The sequence below is a fragment of the Sandarakinorhabdus sp. genome, from assembly GCF_031430775.1.
In the GTDB taxonomy this organism is placed as follows: Bacteria; Pseudomonadota; Alphaproteobacteria; order Sphingomonadales; family Sphingomonadaceae; genus Sandarakinorhabdus.
Map to the genome: position 1 here is coordinate 1 of NZ_JANPCD010000116.1, position 14895 is coordinate 14895.

The 14895-nt window shown below is 64.9% G+C and carries 17 protein-coding genes and 1 tRNA gene; 3 read left to right on the forward strand and 15 right to left on the reverse strand.

The window, feature by feature from the left end; translation table 11 throughout:
• Positions 1 to 540: isoaspartyl peptidase/L-asparaginase (locus RMQ73_RS07065; protein ID WP_310497386.1), on the reverse strand; the 540-nt coding region annotated here is incomplete at its 3' end.
• A gap of 28 nt (positions 541 to 568) precedes the next feature.
• A tRNA-Met gene (locus RMQ73_RS07070) sits at positions 569 to 645 on the reverse strand.
• Positions 646 to 793: 148 nt separating this feature from the next.
• Here RMQ73_RS07070 and RMQ73_RS07075 point away from each other — a divergent pair.
• Positions 794 to 1717, forward strand: a complete 924-nt coding sequence (locus RMQ73_RS07075) for a 2-oxoglutarate and iron-dependent oxygenase domain-containing protein (RefSeq protein WP_310497387.1) — start codon at positions 794 to 796, stop codon at positions 1715 to 1717.
• A gap of 45 nt (positions 1718 to 1762) precedes the next feature.
• Positions 1763 to 3277 (forward strand): alkaline phosphatase, encoded by a 1515-nt coding sequence (locus RMQ73_RS07080; RefSeq protein WP_310497388.1) that lies wholly within the window; start codon positions 1763 to 1765, stop codon positions 3275 to 3277.
• Positions 3278 to 3624: 347 nt separating this feature from the next.
• Here the strand turns inward: RMQ73_RS07080 and truA are convergent, their stop codons facing one another.
• From truA to ffh, 13 genes are all read right to left on the reverse strand, one after another.
• Positions 3625 to 4401, reverse strand: a complete 777-nt coding sequence (gene truA, locus RMQ73_RS07085) for a tRNA pseudouridine(38-40) synthase TruA (RefSeq protein ID WP_310497389.1) — start codon at positions 4399 to 4401, stop codon at positions 3625 to 3627.
• Positions 4398 to 5297, reverse strand: a complete 900-nt coding sequence (gene fmt, locus RMQ73_RS07090) for a methionyl-tRNA formyltransferase (protein WP_310497390.1) — start codon at positions 5295 to 5297, stop codon at positions 4398 to 4400. Before fmt ends, truA begins: the two co-directional genes overlap by 4 nt.
• A gap of 41 nt (positions 5298 to 5338) precedes the next feature.
• The gene (pal, locus tag RMQ73_RS07095; protein WP_409049847.1) at positions 5339 to 5896 is read right to left on the reverse strand and encodes a peptidoglycan-associated lipoprotein Pal; all 558 of its coding nucleotides are present in this window, start codon (positions 5894 to 5896) and stop codon (positions 5339 to 5341) included.
• A gap of 53 nt (positions 5897 to 5949) precedes the next feature.
• Positions 5950 to 7266: a Tol-Pal system beta propeller repeat protein TolB gene (gene tolB, locus RMQ73_RS07100; RefSeq protein ID WP_310497391.1), complete on the reverse strand. Its 1317-nt coding sequence runs from the start codon at positions 7264 to 7266 to the stop codon at positions 5950 to 5952.
• Positions 7267 to 7320: 54 nt separating this feature from the next.
• Complete coding sequence (locus tag RMQ73_RS07105; RefSeq protein ID WP_310497392.1) at positions 7321 to 8097, reverse strand: hypothetical protein; 777 nt, start codon at positions 8095 to 8097, stop codon at positions 7321 to 7323.
• Positions 8097 to 8519, reverse strand: coding sequence for an ExbD/TolR family protein (locus tag RMQ73_RS07110; protein ID WP_310497393.1), 423 nt, complete (start codon positions 8517 to 8519; stop codon positions 8097 to 8099). Before RMQ73_RS07110 ends, RMQ73_RS07105 begins: the two co-directional genes overlap by 1 nt.
• A gap of 53 nt (positions 8520 to 8572) precedes the next feature.
• Complete coding sequence (gene tolQ / locus RMQ73_RS07115; RefSeq protein WP_310497394.1) at positions 8573 to 9268, reverse strand: protein TolQ; 696 nt, start codon at positions 9266 to 9268, stop codon at positions 8573 to 8575.
• A complete protein-coding gene (locus RMQ73_RS07120) occupies positions 9268 to 9762 on the reverse strand; it encodes a YbgC/FadM family acyl-CoA thioesterase (RefSeq protein ID WP_310497395.1) in 495 nt (164 codons plus the stop codon). The genes tolQ and RMQ73_RS07120 overlap by 1 nt, the downstream gene beginning before the upstream one ends.
• Before the next feature lie 115 nt (positions 9763 to 9877).
• Positions 9878 to 10252: a 50S ribosomal protein L19 gene (rplS, locus tag RMQ73_RS07125; RefSeq protein WP_310497396.1), complete on the reverse strand. Its 375-nt coding sequence runs from the start codon at positions 10250 to 10252 to the stop codon at positions 9878 to 9880.
• Position 10253: 1 nt separating this feature from the next.
• A complete protein-coding gene (trmD, locus tag RMQ73_RS07130) occupies positions 10254 to 10985 on the reverse strand; it encodes a tRNA (guanosine(37)-N1)-methyltransferase TrmD (RefSeq protein WP_310497397.1) in 732 nt (243 codons plus the stop codon).
• 7 nt (positions 10986 to 10992) lie between these two features.
• A complete protein-coding gene (gene rimM, locus RMQ73_RS07135; protein ID WP_310497398.1) occupies positions 10993 to 11490 on the reverse strand; it encodes a ribosome maturation factor RimM in 498 nt (165 codons plus the stop codon).
• An 8-nt stretch (positions 11491 to 11498) separates the two neighbouring features.
• A complete protein-coding gene (gene rpsP / locus RMQ73_RS07140; RefSeq protein WP_310497399.1) occupies positions 11499 to 12050 on the reverse strand; it encodes a 30S ribosomal protein S16 in 552 nt (183 codons plus the stop codon).
• Positions 12051 to 12083: 33 nt separating this feature from the next.
• Positions 12084 to 13550, reverse strand: coding sequence for a signal recognition particle protein (ffh, locus tag RMQ73_RS07145; RefSeq protein WP_310497400.1), 1467 nt, complete (start codon positions 13548 to 13550; stop codon positions 12084 to 12086).
• A 274-nt stretch (positions 13551 to 13824) separates the two neighbouring features.
• Between ffh and RMQ73_RS07150 the strand changes: the two genes are divergently transcribed.
• Positions 13825 to 14895 (forward strand): PAS-domain containing protein (locus RMQ73_RS07150; protein ID WP_310497401.1); only part of this gene is annotated, 1071 nt, incomplete at its 3' end.

Below are 14895 nucleotides of genomic sequence, written 5' to 3' on the forward strand. Positions count from 1 at the left end.
GGCGCCGACTGTGCCGTATTTCAGCGCCTTGTCGAACAACGGTTCACCGCGTGCCGCCGCCGCCTTCATCGCCTGCAAGGCCTGCCAGCGTTCCTCGGTGCGAAACCAGGCCGGATCGACTTGTTCAAGGCCTTGTTCGAGCGAAAACACATCCGCGCCGTCGCGCGCCAGCAACACATGCGGGCTGTTTTCCATCACGGCGCGGGCAAGGCGTACGGGATTGCGCGTGCGTGTCACGCCGGCAATGGCACCGGCAGCGCGCGCGGCACCGTCCATGATCGCGGCATCCAGCTCGTTAATGCCTTCAGCGGTGAACACGCCGCCCTGTCCAGCATTGAACTGCGGGTCATCCTCAAGCGTCATGACCGAAGCTTCGACAGCATCGAGCGCGCTGCCGCCTGCGGCCAGAACGGCCCGGCCAGACTCGAGGGCGGCGGCAAGGCCCGCACGATATGCAGCGCCCTCTCCGATCCGCTCACGCGTCATCGTGCCCGATCCGCCATGGATGGCCAGCGTCCAGTCGGGGGAGGCTGCGGACATAGGGTGCGGCGCCTGAAATGGGGAGACTTGGTAGCAGCGGGCAGATTTGAACTGCCGACCTCCGGGTTATGAATCCGGCGCTCTCACCAACTGAGCTACGCTGCCATTTTCCAGTGAGGCGCCGCTATAGTCGCCGGCCCGGCAGGGGTCAACAGCCGGGGCAAACGTGCTTGATGCCCGTGGTTGCGCCTTGCTGCCGCGCGCGTCGCAGCAGGGCTGTTGCCATGCCGGAAAACTTGGCAATAGACGGTGCATGACCATTGCCGATATCCAGCCGATTCCCCTCAGTCTCGTTGAAAGCGATCTTGCCGCTGCCGCTGCCGGCTTTGGCGAGGCCTTTGCCCGCACCGGTTTTGCCGTCGTCTGTGACCATGGCATCGATCAGGCGCTGATCGACCGGGCGCTGGCGGCGACCAAGGCGTTCTTTGCCCTGCCGGCGCCCCTCAAGCAACGCCATGTCGTCGTTGGCGGCGGCGGCCAGCGCGGCCTGACCCCGTTCGGCATCGAAGCGGCCAAGGGCGAAGTTCATGCCGATCTCAAGGAATTCTGGCACATGGGCCGCGACCTGCCGGCCGGCCACCCCTTTGCCGCGACAATGCCGGCCAATCTCTGGCCCGCCGAAGTGCCGGATTTCCAGCCTGCGGTATCGGCATTGTTTGCGGCGCTGGATGCGGCCGGCTTGCGGATGCTGCGCGCCATTGCCGTTCATCTGGGCCTTGCACCCGATTTTTTTGCAGACACGGTGCGCGACGGCAATTCCATCCTGCGTTTGCTGCACTATCCGCCGGTCACGCCGGACAAGGCCGGGCCGATCCGCGCCGGTGCGCACGAGGATATCAATGTCATCACGCTATTGTTGGGCGCCGAGGAGGCCGGGCTGCAATTGCTCGACCGGTCCGGCCAGTGGCGCGACATTGCGGCGCCGCCGGGCAGTCTTGTCTGCAATGTCGGCGACATGCTGCAACGGCTCAGCGGTGGCCGGCTGCCCTCAACGACTCACCGCGTGGTCAATCCGGCGCCGGACCGCATGGGTATCGCACGGTATTCGACGCCGTTCTTCCTGCATTTCCGGCCCGACTATGTCATCGAGACCATGCCCGGTGGGCCGCACTCCTGGCCGGCGATCAGTGCCGATGACTATCTGAAAGAGCGGCTGCGCGAGATAAAACTGCTGTAACAATTGCCGCGTAACGGGCTGATATTCGGAGGTAAGGGGCGAGCAATGGTCAGAATGATCAAGGCTGCGGTTGCAGCGATGATGACGGCAATGCCGATCACGGTCATGGCGGCCCCGGTGCTCGATACGCCGGCAAGCAGCAGCAGCTGGTGGAAGGACGGCCGTGCCGCGCTTGATGGCCGCATCGCCGCAGTCAACCGGCCCCGGCGTGCCAAGAACGTCATCCTGATGATCGGCGATGGCATGGGCATTTCGACCATCACCGCCGCCCGGATTTTCGACGGCCAGCGCCCGGTCGATGGCCGCAAACCCGGCCCCGGCGAGGAAAACAGCCTTGCCTTTGAACGTCTGCCGCATACGGCGCTGGTCAAGACCTACAACACCGACGCCCAGGTGCCCGACAGTGCCGGAACGGCCAGCGCCATGAACACCGGCGTCAAGACGCGCATTGGTGTCATCAATTTCTCTGATGACCAATTGGCCAGCGCCTGCAAGACACCAGACAAGCTGCCGCGCACATTTGCCGAGATTGCCAAGGGGCAGGGCATGGCCGTTGGTGTCGTCACCACGACGCGCATCACCCATGCGACGCCAGCGGCAGTCTATGGCCATGTCCCCAGCCGCAATTGGGAGGGGGCCGACAAGGCATTTCCAGCCGCCGATCGCGCCGCCGGCTGCGCCGATCTGGCCAGCCAGCTTGTCGGCTTCGCGCCCGGTGGCGGGCTCGACGTTGTGCTTGGCGGCGGCCGGTCACGGTTTTTGCCAATGGCTGCTGGCGGCAGCCGCGACGATGGCCGCGACCTGACAAGCGAATGGCGCAGCCGCTTTCCGCAAGGCCAGTATGTCAGCGATGCCAAGGGCTTTCGCGCTCTGGACAGCAAGGGTCGCGGACCGGTGCTCGGGCTGTTGAACGCCGACCATCTCAATTTCGAGACGGACCGCAAGTCCGATGAAGAACCAAGCCTGACCGAGATGGCCCGCTTTGCCGTGGCGCGGTTGGCGTCAGGTGCCAAGGCGCGTGGCGGCAAGGGCTATTATCTGATGGTGGAGGGCGGCCGCATCGACCATGGCCATCACGCCAGCAACCCCTATCGCGCCCTCAGGGATGCCCAGGAATTTTCCGCCGCCGTTGCAGTCGTTCTGGCCAGCGTCAACCTCGATGAGACGCTGGTGCTGGTCACCGCCGACCACAGCCATGTCCTGACGATTGCGGGCTATCCCGAACGCGGCAACGACATTCTGGGCTATATCCGCAGCGCACGCGATGGCGAAGGCGATGGCAATGTCAGCAAGGAGGGCTGGGCGCTTGACGACCATGGCCAGCCGATGACGACGCTGAGTTACGCAAACGGTCCGTTCCAGACGCGCGGCCTGTCACGGCTGCTGCCGCCGACCGATCCGAACTATCTTGCAAACAAGCTGCACGGCACCGGCAGCGAAAGCCATGGCGGGGAGGATGTTGCACTGTTCGCAGATGGTCCGCGCTCCAACCTTGTTGGCGGCGTGGTGGAGCAGAACCTGATATTCCACATCATGGCCGAGGCCCTGGGCTGGCGTTGATAGGTTGCTGGCATTGACGGCAGGAAGGGCCGTTCGCGCCGGTCTCAGGCCTTGGCGACCGAAAGCTCCGTGCTGACCGCCATATGGTGCCGAACAATCTGCACACCGACAAGGATGCCAACCAGGACACCAAGCGCCACGCCGGCGATCCAAAGGAGCCGGGCAGAAACGGGATGTGGGCGTTGCGAAGCGGGCATTTGCGACCTTTTGGGCGCGGATGGTTTGCCGCGCCCTGCCGTCACCCAAGCAAATGTCATGCCAATCAACAAACCGTGGCAAGTCCATGATTCGTTGGAAGGCGATAAATCTGTGTTAACCAAGCTGTAAAGCTGACCGACACTATTGTGTCATACGCTTGCCATAACCTCTGGTTCCAAGGCGCCGTTTCCCGGGTAGATCGCTGTCACGAACACCAAGCCGTCAGAGGGCGCATTGAGACCGAGCATCGTCCTGTCGCGCGCCGCCAGCACGCCGGCCAGATCGTCCGCGCTCCAGCGGCCCTGCCCGACCAATTTCAAGCAGCCGACCATGGATCGCACCTGATGTTGCAGAAAAGAGCGGGCGTCGGCCTCGATCAGCACCATTTCCCCTTCACGCCGCACGTCCAGCCGTTCAAGCGAGCGAATGGGTGACCTTGCCTGGCAATGTGCGGAGCGGAATGTCGTGAAGTCATGCTGGCCGACCAACCGCTGCGCCGCAATGTGCATGGCATCGGCATCAAGTTGTTCAGGCACCCGCCACGCCAGCCCGCGCTGCCACGTCAGCGGTGCGCGGCGATTGACGATGGCATAGCGATAGCGGCGCCCGATACAGTCGAACCGCGCGTGGAAACCCGGCGCCGCCGCGCAATCAAGCACGGCGACCGGATGCGGCCGCACCAGTGCATTGATCGCGCCAAGCAGCCGCGCGGGTGCGATGTCGCGCGCCAGGTCGAAATGCGCCGTCATGCCGGCGGCATGGACACCGGCATCGGTACGGCCGGCGCCGTACACCGCCACTGTTTCGCCCGAAATGCTATGGATGGCCGCCTCGATGGCACCTTGCACCGACAGGCGATTGTCCTGCCGCTGCCAGCCTACAAACGGCCGACCGTCATATTCGACCGTGATGCGAAAACGGTTCATGCGATGGGCGTGCCCGCTGGGATGCGCCAGCCATTGAGCAGATCGCGCAAGCCCATCGCCGGTTTGCCGGCGCGCTGCACCAGCGTCGGGCGCAGGGCTTCGGCGCCGGTGCCGATCAGCAACCGGTCATCCAGCGTCAAGCCGGGAGCCGCTGGCGCCGGTACGGTGTCGGCCGCCAGGATCCTGAGCCGCTCGCCCATAATCTCGACATGCGCACCCGGCGCCGGATTGAAGGCGCGGATGGCGCGTTCAAGCTGCGCTGCGGGCAATGCCAGATCGAGCCGGGCTTCGGCCTTGTCGATCTTGGCGGCATGAGTAACGCCGCCTGTTGGCTGCGGCACCGGCTGATAGTTACCGGCCAGCACCTGAACCATCAACGTCGCGCCCAGCGTGGCCAGTTCGGCAGTCAAGTTGCCCGCTGTCTTGCCATCTACCGGCGTTTCGCCCGTCAGCAGCATCGGGCCTGTATCGAGCCCGGCCTCCATCTGCATGATCGTCACGCCGGTCATGACGTCGCCGGCCAATATGGCGCGCTGGATGGGTGCGGCGCCGCGCCACCGGGGCAACAGCGACGCATGGATGTTGATACAGCCAAAAGCCGGGGCATCCAGCACCGCTTGCGGCAAAAGCAGACCATAGGCGGCCACGACCGCCACATCGGCGCCCAACGCGGCAAAGCGTGCTTGTTCCGGCAGATCGCGCAGCGTGCGCGGTGTGTGGACGGCAATCCCCAACGCCTCGGCGCACGCATGGACCGGCGACCGGGTCAGCGTCTTGCCGCGCCCGGCCGGCTTGGGCGCGCGGGTGTAGACGGCGATGACATCGTGCCCAGCCGCCACCAGCGCATCTAGCGCCGTGACGGCAAAGTCGGGCGTGCCCATGAAGATGATCCGCATGGGCAGCGCGGTAACGGCTTTTGGCGGCGCGCGAAAGTCCCCTACTGCGCGCCGGTCAGCGCGGAGACCGCGCGGCGATTTTGCGCAAAGGCGGCTTCGTCGCTGCCATCCACAGCCGGGCGCTCCTTGCCATAGGAAATCGTGGCGAGGCGAGCGGTTGCCACGCCCTGTGCCGCCAGGAAGTTCTTGGCCGAAGTGGCACGGCGGTCGCCCAGCGCAAGGTTGTATTCGCGGGTGCCGCGTTCATCGGCATGGCCTTCGACCGTCACCCGCACGCCGGGGTAGCGGGCCAGCCACTGCGCCTGCCGGATGAGGATGGCACGCGCAGCATCATCCAGTTCATAGCTGTCATAGGCGAACAGCACCGTATCGCTGCCGGCCTGTGCCACGAAATCGGCCAACGATCCCGGCGCGATGGTTGTGCCGACCGGGGTCTGTGTTTCGCCCTGCGGCGGGGCCTCGGTAGGCGCCATGGGCGCCTCGGGCCGGGTTTCCACTGGCGGCGCTTCGGGCAGGGGCTTCTTGCCGCCGCAGGCCGATAGGCCCAGCAGTGCAATTGCCAGCAGCGGCAGCATGACCGAATTGCGCACCATCATCATACTCCTTTTGGGGGCAACGCCCGTATTCTACACTATTTTTACAGTCCGCGTCATCACGGCAAAAGCGGTGACCACGCCGGGTCCGACCCATCGAGCGGCGTCGGGATGGCCCGTTCATTCTGGCCCGACAGGTCGATGCTGTACAGATCGACCTTGCCGCTGCGGCTGGAACGGAAGAACAATATCACCCGGCCGTTGGGCGACCAGGTGGCGCCTTCGTCCTGGTAGCCATTGGTCAGTAAACGCTCGCCGCTGCCATCCGGACGCATGACCCCGATCCCAAAACGGCCGCCGCCCATGCGGGTAAAGGCGATCAGGTCGCCGCGCGGGCTCCAGACCGGCGAGGCGGAGCGGCCTTCACCAAAGGAAATGCGGGATTGGCCCGAGCCGTCGGCGCCCATGACATATAGCTGCTGCGCGCCGCCACGGTCGCTTTCGAACACGATGCGGCTGCCATCCGGCGAGAAACTGGGCGACGTGTCGATGCCGGGCGCTGTCGTCAGCCGCGTGACGGCGCGCGAAGCAATATTCATCCGATACACATCGGTGTTGCCGCCCACCGCCATGGAAAACACAAGGGCGCTGCCGTCGGGCGAAAATCGCGGCGCAAAGGTCATCGAGGCAAAGCTGCCAAGCGCCTCCTGCTTGCCCGAGCCGAGCGTATAGAGCCAGACGCGCGGGCGGTTGCCCTCGAAGGACATGTAGGTCAGCGTCTGGCTGCCCGGCGCAAAACGCGGTGTAAGCACGAGATTTTGGCCAGATGTGAGAAACCGGTGGCTGGCGCCGTCCTGGTCCATCACCGCGAGCCGCTTGATGCGTTTCGTTCTTGCGCCTGTTTCGGCGACATAGACGATGCGGCTGTCGAAATAACCGCTTTCGCCGGTCAGTCGCGAATAGACGAGATCGGCGCATTTGTGTGCCGCACGCCGCCATCCCGCCGCCGTGGTGACGAAACCCTGCCGGGCCAGTTCCGCGCCGGCAAACACGTCATAAGCGTAACAGGCCAGCGTGATGCCGCCATCGGCGTTGGCAGTCACCGTACCCGTGACCAGCGCCTGCGCGGCCACGGTGCGCCATGCGGCATAATCGGGGTTGGTGGTCGATGCAGCCGTCACTGTCGTGGTGAACGCAGCAGGGTCTATGGGCCGGAACAGGCCGGAGGATTTGAGATCGGCAGAAATCACCCCGGCAATGCGCGCGCCCAGTTCGGCCGGCGTTCCCGCCTCGGTCGCTGCGGCATTGGCCGGCGCAAACACCGGGATGGCGACCGGCAAGGGCTGCGCGATGCCGGCGTTGATGTCGACCCTGATGGGCGCATTTTGTGCCAGCGCGGGAGCTGCAAGCAGGGAGAGTGTGAGAAGAATCCGCATGTCCATATCAATAACAGGCTCCGCGCCTGAACGGGAGCCGAACAACGCCCAATTTCACGCCATGCTTTCGGGATCGAAATTGATCTCCACCGATTGCCACAGCTCATACAGCTCGGGCGGCAGTTTCAACGGCTGGCAGCGCAGCACGGCGCGGCGCGCGGTGTCGGCAAAGGCGCGGGCATAATCGGCATTGCCTGCCGTGGCGCCGGTCGGCTGGCCCGATACCGGCACGCCTATGACGCGGCCGTCGCGGCCATATTCCACGCGCACGACCACAGTCATCTTGCGGACATCGCGGCCGCCTGTGGGCGGGTTCCAGCACGGAGCGACCTGGGCCTGGATCGCTTGCGCCAGTGTCGCTGCTGCGCGCGGATCGACGCGGGCGCCTTGGGGCTGGGCTGCATTGATGTCCTTGGCCAGCTTTGATGTGTCCAGCGGCTTGATCTTCGACTTGGGCAGCGCCTTGTCGATCAGGCTGGCCAGGCTTGTCGTGTCCAGCGGACCCGGAGGCGCCTTTGGCGCGGCGGCTTGCGGTTTGGGCTTGGCCGGCTCAGGCGGCGGCACGGCGTCGGTGGGCGCTGGTTCTGGTTCGGGCGCTGCGTCCTCTTGCGGCGCGGCGGCCGCGCTTTCCTGCGGCGCTGCTTCGGCTGACGGTGTTGGCGGCTGCGTGATGCGAGCCAGCTCGGCAGTATCGACGATCTCGACCGGCATGGCGGTGTCTGCCGGCGGCAGCGGCGATGACGCAAACTGCCAGCCGATGCTGAGCGCGGCAAACAACGCAATGTGCGCCGAGCCGGCAAACAGGATGGCGCGGCGTTCGGTGGCGGTCATCAGGGCGCCGTCGGCGATACCGGCGCTGGCGTCGTTGCCGGCGGTGCCGCGCGTGCCTCGCTGACCAGCGCCACTTTCTTGAACCCGGCCGCCGACACATCGCCGACCAAAGTCATGACCTTGCCATAGTCCAGTCCCTTGTCGGCCCGCACATAGATACGGGCATCGTCCTGGCGCGCGACGCGAAGTGCCGCGAGCTTGGCAGGCAGCGCGGCAGGTGCGACCTTTTGCTTGTCGATGAAGATGGTGCCGGCTGTGTCCATGCTGATCTGGATAGGGGCCTGGTCCTGGGGCAGGGCGCTGGCCTTGCTGTCGGGCAGGTCAACCGGCACGCCGGCAACCAGCAGCGGCGCCGTCACCATGAAGATGATGAGCAGCACCAGCATGACATCGACCAGCGGCGTCACGTTGATCTCGGCCATGGGCTGGCGCCGGCCGCGTCGGCCCGACCGGGATGATGGCGTGCCAAATCCCATTATTTTTCTTCCATGCCATCGAGCTGGCGCGACAGCAGCCCGACAAATTCGTCGGCAAACGCCGACAGCCGTGCCTCAAGCCGGCCGACATTGTGGAGTAGCCGGTTGTAGCCGATGACGGCGGGAATGGCGGCAAACAGCCCGATCGCCGTAGCAAACAGCGCCTCGGCGATACCGGGCGCCACCACGGCCAGCGAGGTATTCTGGCTGGCCGCGATGGCAGTGAACGACCGCATGATGCCCCAGACCGTGCCGAACAGGCCCACGAAGGGCGCAACCGCGCCGATGGTCGCCAGCACATTCAGGCGGTCGCCAAGATCATCGATATCGCGCCCGATGCTGACCTGCGTGATGGACGCAAGACGCGCCCGCACGCCTTCGCGGTCGATACGCCCGCGCGCCAGGCTGCGGCGCCATTCGTTCATGCCGGCGATGAACAGCCGCGCCGATGGGTGCTCGGCCTTGGCCGCAGGTTCATACAGCGTATCGAGGTTCTCGGCTTTCCAGAACCAGTCCTCGAACTGCTTGGCCTGTGCCGCGATGGCGCGCAGCCGGCGCGAGCGTTCGATGATGATCGCCCATGACCAGATCGATGCGAGCAACAGCCCGAGCATCACCAGCTTGACGACGATGTCGGCCTGCATGAACAGTACCCATGGTGACATGTCGGCGGCGGCCTTGACAATGGGTTCCATCAGCCGGCGTGCTCCTGCAAATTGTTGAAAATCAACATCCATTCGGCAGGCTGGCGGCGCGGGCGCCCGTCCGGCGCGAGGAATGCCGCCGTCAGCGTGGCCGTTGTGATCAGCGTGTCGCCGCGCCAAATGTCCTGGGCAATGCTGCACGCGGCGGCACGCACCCTTGTCAGCCGGCTTGTCACGCGCAGCACGTCATCGAGTACGGCGGGGCGGTGCCAGCGGATCGTCATGTCATGCACGGCATAGGCGCCCAACCCGGCAGCGACGGCTGCACCGTGGTCGATTCCGGCGGCGCGCAGCATTTCGGTGCGTCCCCGCTCCATGAAGCGCAGATAGCTGGCGTGATAGACGATGCCGGCGGTGTCGGTGTCTTCGAAATAGACGCGCAGCATCAGGTGATGTGCACCGTCGGCGATGACGCCATGGGAGGGTGGGGGCAGGGTCACAGCCGGGTGGTAGCCGATGGGCGGCGATGGGGGAAGCGGCGGCATTGACGCCCTGCCGCATCGGCGGACCCAAACGGCGCTATGGGCACGAAAAACGGCCCGGACAGCAAAAAGCCACGGGGTGTTGCCCCGTGGCTCATGCTCTGCCGGTCCGGCGCCTTTATGCGACGGGGCGTGGCAGGCGCTTTTCGACGATGCGGGCCGACTTGCCGCTGCGGCCGCGCAGATAATACAGCTTGGCGCGGCGCACGACACCACGGCGGACAACTTCGATGGCTTCGATGCTGGGGCTATAAAGCGGGAACACGCGCTCGACGCCTTCGCCAAACGAAATCTTGCGCACGGTGAACGACGAGCCCATGCCGCAGTTGCTGCGGGCGATGCATACGCCTTCGTAATTCTGGACGCGGGTGCGTTCGCCTTCGACGACCTTCACGCCAACGCGCAGCGTGTCACCGGCGCGGAACTGGGGAATCGGGCGGATAGCGACCGCCTTGGCAATGTTTTCGGCTTCGATCTGCTGGATGAGATTCATCTCATTCCTCTTTCTTCTGTTGTTGCGCGCCAGAGGGCGGTTCGACCCGAGCATCGACATGACGCTCCCAAAGGTCTGGCCGCCGTGACCGTGTGTCCATTTCGGACTGCGCCAATCGCCATGCAGCGATTTTCGCATGATCCCCCGATCGCAACACTTCGGGGATCTCAAGGCCTTCCCATAAGGCCGGCCTTGTATAATGCGGGTGTTCAAGAAGACCGCTTTCGAAGCTCTCTTCAATACCACTCGAAACGGCGCCCATTACACCGGGCAACAGCCGGACGCAAGCATCGATGACAACCATCGCCGCCATCTCGCCGCCCGACAGGATATAGTCGCCAATTGCCAGTTCCTCGATCGCGCGACGGGCAAACAAACGCTCGTCAAAGCCTTCAAAACGCCCGCAAACGAATATGACGCCGTCGCCGGCAGCAAGGTCGCGCACGCGGCCCTGCGTCAGCGGCGCGCCGCGCGGTGTCAGCGCAATGATCGGGCGGGTGTCGGTTACAGCATCGATGGCGGCAGCGACGACATCGGCGCGCAGCACCATGCCCGGGCCACCCCCGGCCGGCGTGTCATCGACAGTGCGATGCTTGTCCGCGGCATGGTCGCGGATGTTGCGGGCATCGATGGTCCAGGTGCCGTTTTCCAGCGCCCGCCCGGCCAGGCTGTGCCCCAACGGGCCGGGGAACATGTCGGGGTAGAGCGTCAGGATGGTCGCGCGCCACGTCATGGCCGGCTCAGACGAGCCAGACACGGTCAACCACCAACCGGCCATCCCTTTCCGTCACGGCGTCATCGGTGAACGGCACCATGGCGGTGCCGCCGGCTATCAAGTCGATATCGAGAATGTCGCTGGCGCCGTAATTTTCAATGGCACGCACCGTTCCGACGGTCAGGCCGTCCTGATCGAACACCGGGCGGCCAAGATAATCGGCATGGTAATATTCGCCGTCGTCCAGCGCGGGCAACGCCGTGCGCGGCACACCCAGCGTCAGGCCGCGCAAGCCTTCGGCCTGGGTACGGTCGGGCACTTCGGCAAAATGCACGATGGCGCCGGCGCGGCCGCCGGACATGTCGGGGCGCACGGATGTCAGGGTGAGCACGCGGCCACCGGCGTGGAATACGCGCTGGCCATTCAGGCTTTCGACGCCATCGCCGAACAGCTTCAGCCGGACATCGCCCTTGATACCATGGGCGCCGGTGATGGCGGCCAGAATGACCTCATCACCGGCCATGGTCCTGCTCAGGCTTCTTCGGCCGGAGCGGCGTCTTCAGCCGGGGCTGCTTCTTCGGCGGCAACTTCGGCTACTTCTTCTGCAGCAACTTCGGCAACCGGCGCAGCGGCGGCTTCGGCGGCGGCTTCGGCAGCAGCAGCAGCTTCAGCAGCAGCGGCTTCGACGGCGGCAGCAGCGGCTTCAGCAGCAGCGACTTCAGCGGCAGCAGCGGCCTTGACGGCGTCGGCTTCCTTCTGGGCGGCCATTTCGATGCGTTCCTTGGCCTTGGCGCCCGGCTCACCCTTCTTCAGGTTGACGCGGGCAGCGCGGGTGCGCAGGCCAGCGGCATCGAGGAAGCGGGCAACGCGGTCAGTCGGCTGTGCGCCGACGCTGAGCCAATAAGCGGCACGGTCGTTGTCAAGGCGGACGCGCTCGGCGGAATCCTTGGGCAGCAGCGGATTGTAGGTGCCGATCTTTTCCAGGAACTTGCCGTCACGGGCATTGCGGCTGTCAGCCACAACGATGCGATAGAAAGGACGCTTTTTCATGCCGCCACGTGCAAGGCGAATAGATACAGACATTTGATATTTCCTCTTGTGATTACGCTGTGATTTCTAACGTTTGCCGAACTTGTCAAATCCCGGTGGCATCTGCATGCCGCCCTTGCCGAGCAGGCCGCCGAGCGCGCCCATTCCGCCGCCGCCACCCATGCCGCCGCCCATCGCGCCGAGCATCTTGGCCATGCCCTTCATGCCGCCCATCTTGCGCAGCTTTTTCATGGCATTTGCCATTTCCAGCTGCATCTTGATGACCTTGTTGACCTCCTGCACCGTGGTGCCGGCGCCCTTGGCGATGCGGATCTTGCGCTTGGCGGTCAGGATCTCGGGCTTGGCGCGCTCCTTGGGAGTCATCGACAACACCACAGCTTCCATGCGGCCGAGTATCTTGTCGTCGATGCCGCCGGCGTCCATCGCCTTTTTGGCGGCACCCATGCCGGGCATCATGCCGGCCAGCGCACCCAGGCCGCCCATCTTCTTCATCTGGCCAAGCTGCATGCGCAGATCGTCCATGTCGAACTGGCCCTTGGCCAGCTTTTCCGCCATCTTCTCGGCTTCGTCGGCCTCGAAATTGGCGGCGGCTTTTTCGACCAGGCCGACAATGTCGCCCATGCCCAGAATACGCCCGGCAACGCGCTGGGCATCAAACGCCTCAAGGGCATCCAGTTTTTCGCCGGTGCCGGCAAATTTGATCGGACGGCCGGTGGCCGCGCGCATCGACAGGGCCGCGCCGCCGCGCGCATCGCCGTCCATGCGGGTCAGCACGATGCCCGTCAGCGCGACGCGTACCTTGAAAGCGTTTGCGACGTTGATCGCGTCCTGACCGGTCAAGCTGTCGACAACCAGCAGGATTTCGTCAGGGCGCACCGCGTCCGCCACTGCGGCCATTTCGGCCATCAGCGCCTCGTCGATGCCCAGTCGCCCGGCGGTATCAAGCAGCACGACATCATGGCCCTGCAGCAGCGCCGTCTGGCGGGCGCGCTCGGCAATGGCCACCGGCGACTGGCCGGCGATGATCGGCAGGGTGGCCGTCGCTGTCTGTTCGCCCAGAACCGCCAATTGCTCCTGCGCCGCCGGACGGGCGACGTCGAGGCTGGCCATCAGCACCTTCTTGCGGGCGCGTTCGGCCAGGAACTTGGCCAGCTTGGCAGTCGTCGTCGTCTTGCCCGAGCCTTGCAGGCCGACCATCATGATAACCGCAGGCGGCGTCACATCGATTTTGAGCGCGCTTTCCAAAGCGCGTTCTTCGGGGCCGGCGTCGCCGCCCAGCAATTCGACAAGGCAGTCGTTGACGATCTTGACGACCTGCTGGCCCGGCGTGACCGAGCGGGTCACTTCGGCGCCGATGGCGCGGGCGGTGGCGTTGTCGATGAAATCCTTGACGACCGGCAATGCGACATCGGCTTCGAGCAGCGCGACGCGCACCTCACGCATGGCTGCGCGCACGTCGAGCTCGGTCAGGGCGCCGCGGCCCCGCAACCGGTCGAATACGCCGCCAAGGCGATCGGAGAGACTTTCAAACAAGCAGCAAAGGCCTTTTCAATTCCAGCAGTTCGGTGGCGCCCGGCTGTCCCACGCCCCAAATGCAAAAGCGCCGGCAGGCGAAAACTCGCTGGCCGACGTGCATCCATGGACGCGGGTCTCGAAGGGAAACCGTGCCGCTGCATAGGCGCTGGCCAACTAGGGGTCAAGAGCCAGGGTGGGCGCAACAATTACAGGCGCCAATGGCCAAATGGCCTAGTGCCTTGGCAATATGCGCAATGTGAAGTACGTAAATAACGCTTTCGTTATGCAAGACATGTTTTCCACTCGCCGTCGGGGGTCGGCGCATGACAACGAAGCCGAACCCAGCTGGGTTGCGGCACTTTCGCCGTTGCCGCCCACCCTGAATGCCCAGCTGACGCGCGGTCTCGCCGAATATTGCTGGCCCGTGCTGTTTGGCGGCAGTGTTGCCACGGCGGTCGGCTTCTACGCAGCCTCGGCCAGCGGCACTAACGAGGCGCTGATATGGGCCAGCGCAGCCAGCCTTGGCTTTGCGTGCACGGCCGCCGCGTGCTTCGCGGCATGGCGCACCGGCAATGACAAGTCACTGTCGGTCGCTGACAGGATGTTTTCCTTTGGCGCCCTTGTGGCCACCATCGGCACCGCCGGGCTGGTCTCCTCGATCGTCCTCACGACAGACGACATGCAGTTGCAGGCGCTGCTGCTGATGCTTGCCATGGCGGTGATCGGCGCAGCCAACGGCACCAGCATCGGCCGGCCCATGCTGGTGGCTGCGCAGTCTCTGTTGTTGACGGTGGCGACGGCCATGTCGGTGGCAGTCGCATGGGACGGCCTGCTCGGTTGGGCGGGGGCGCTGGGCATCTATGGTTATGGAATCACGTCGGTTGCGCTGGCGCTGCGCTCGCACGGCGTCCAGGCGGCACTGTTGATCGCGCGCGACACTGTCGCCCAGGAACGCACCCGGCTGGCAGCGACAGTGCAGCATTTGCCGCTGGCGCTGGCCATTCTCGACAAGGACCGCAACGTGGTGACAATGAACCACTCCGCGACCGCGTTGCTCGGTGTCGGGAGTGGCGAGGCAATGGTACACCAGCCATTCCATGACGTGCTGATGACTGCACCGCGGCTGACTCTTGCGACAACGGACCGGGACGAGTTCATTCGCCGGGTCGAGCAGTTGACCGTTGGCCGGCAGCCCGTTGATATCGTCCTGCGGCTCAATGATCATCGGGTGATGGATGTGCAAGGCCAGCCGCTGCCCGATGGGGGCTGGATTGTCATGTTGCGCGACACAACCGGTGAACGCGCTGCCTTTGCCGAATTGAACCGCGAGGCGCGGCGGTGCCCGTTGACCGGGTTGCCCAAT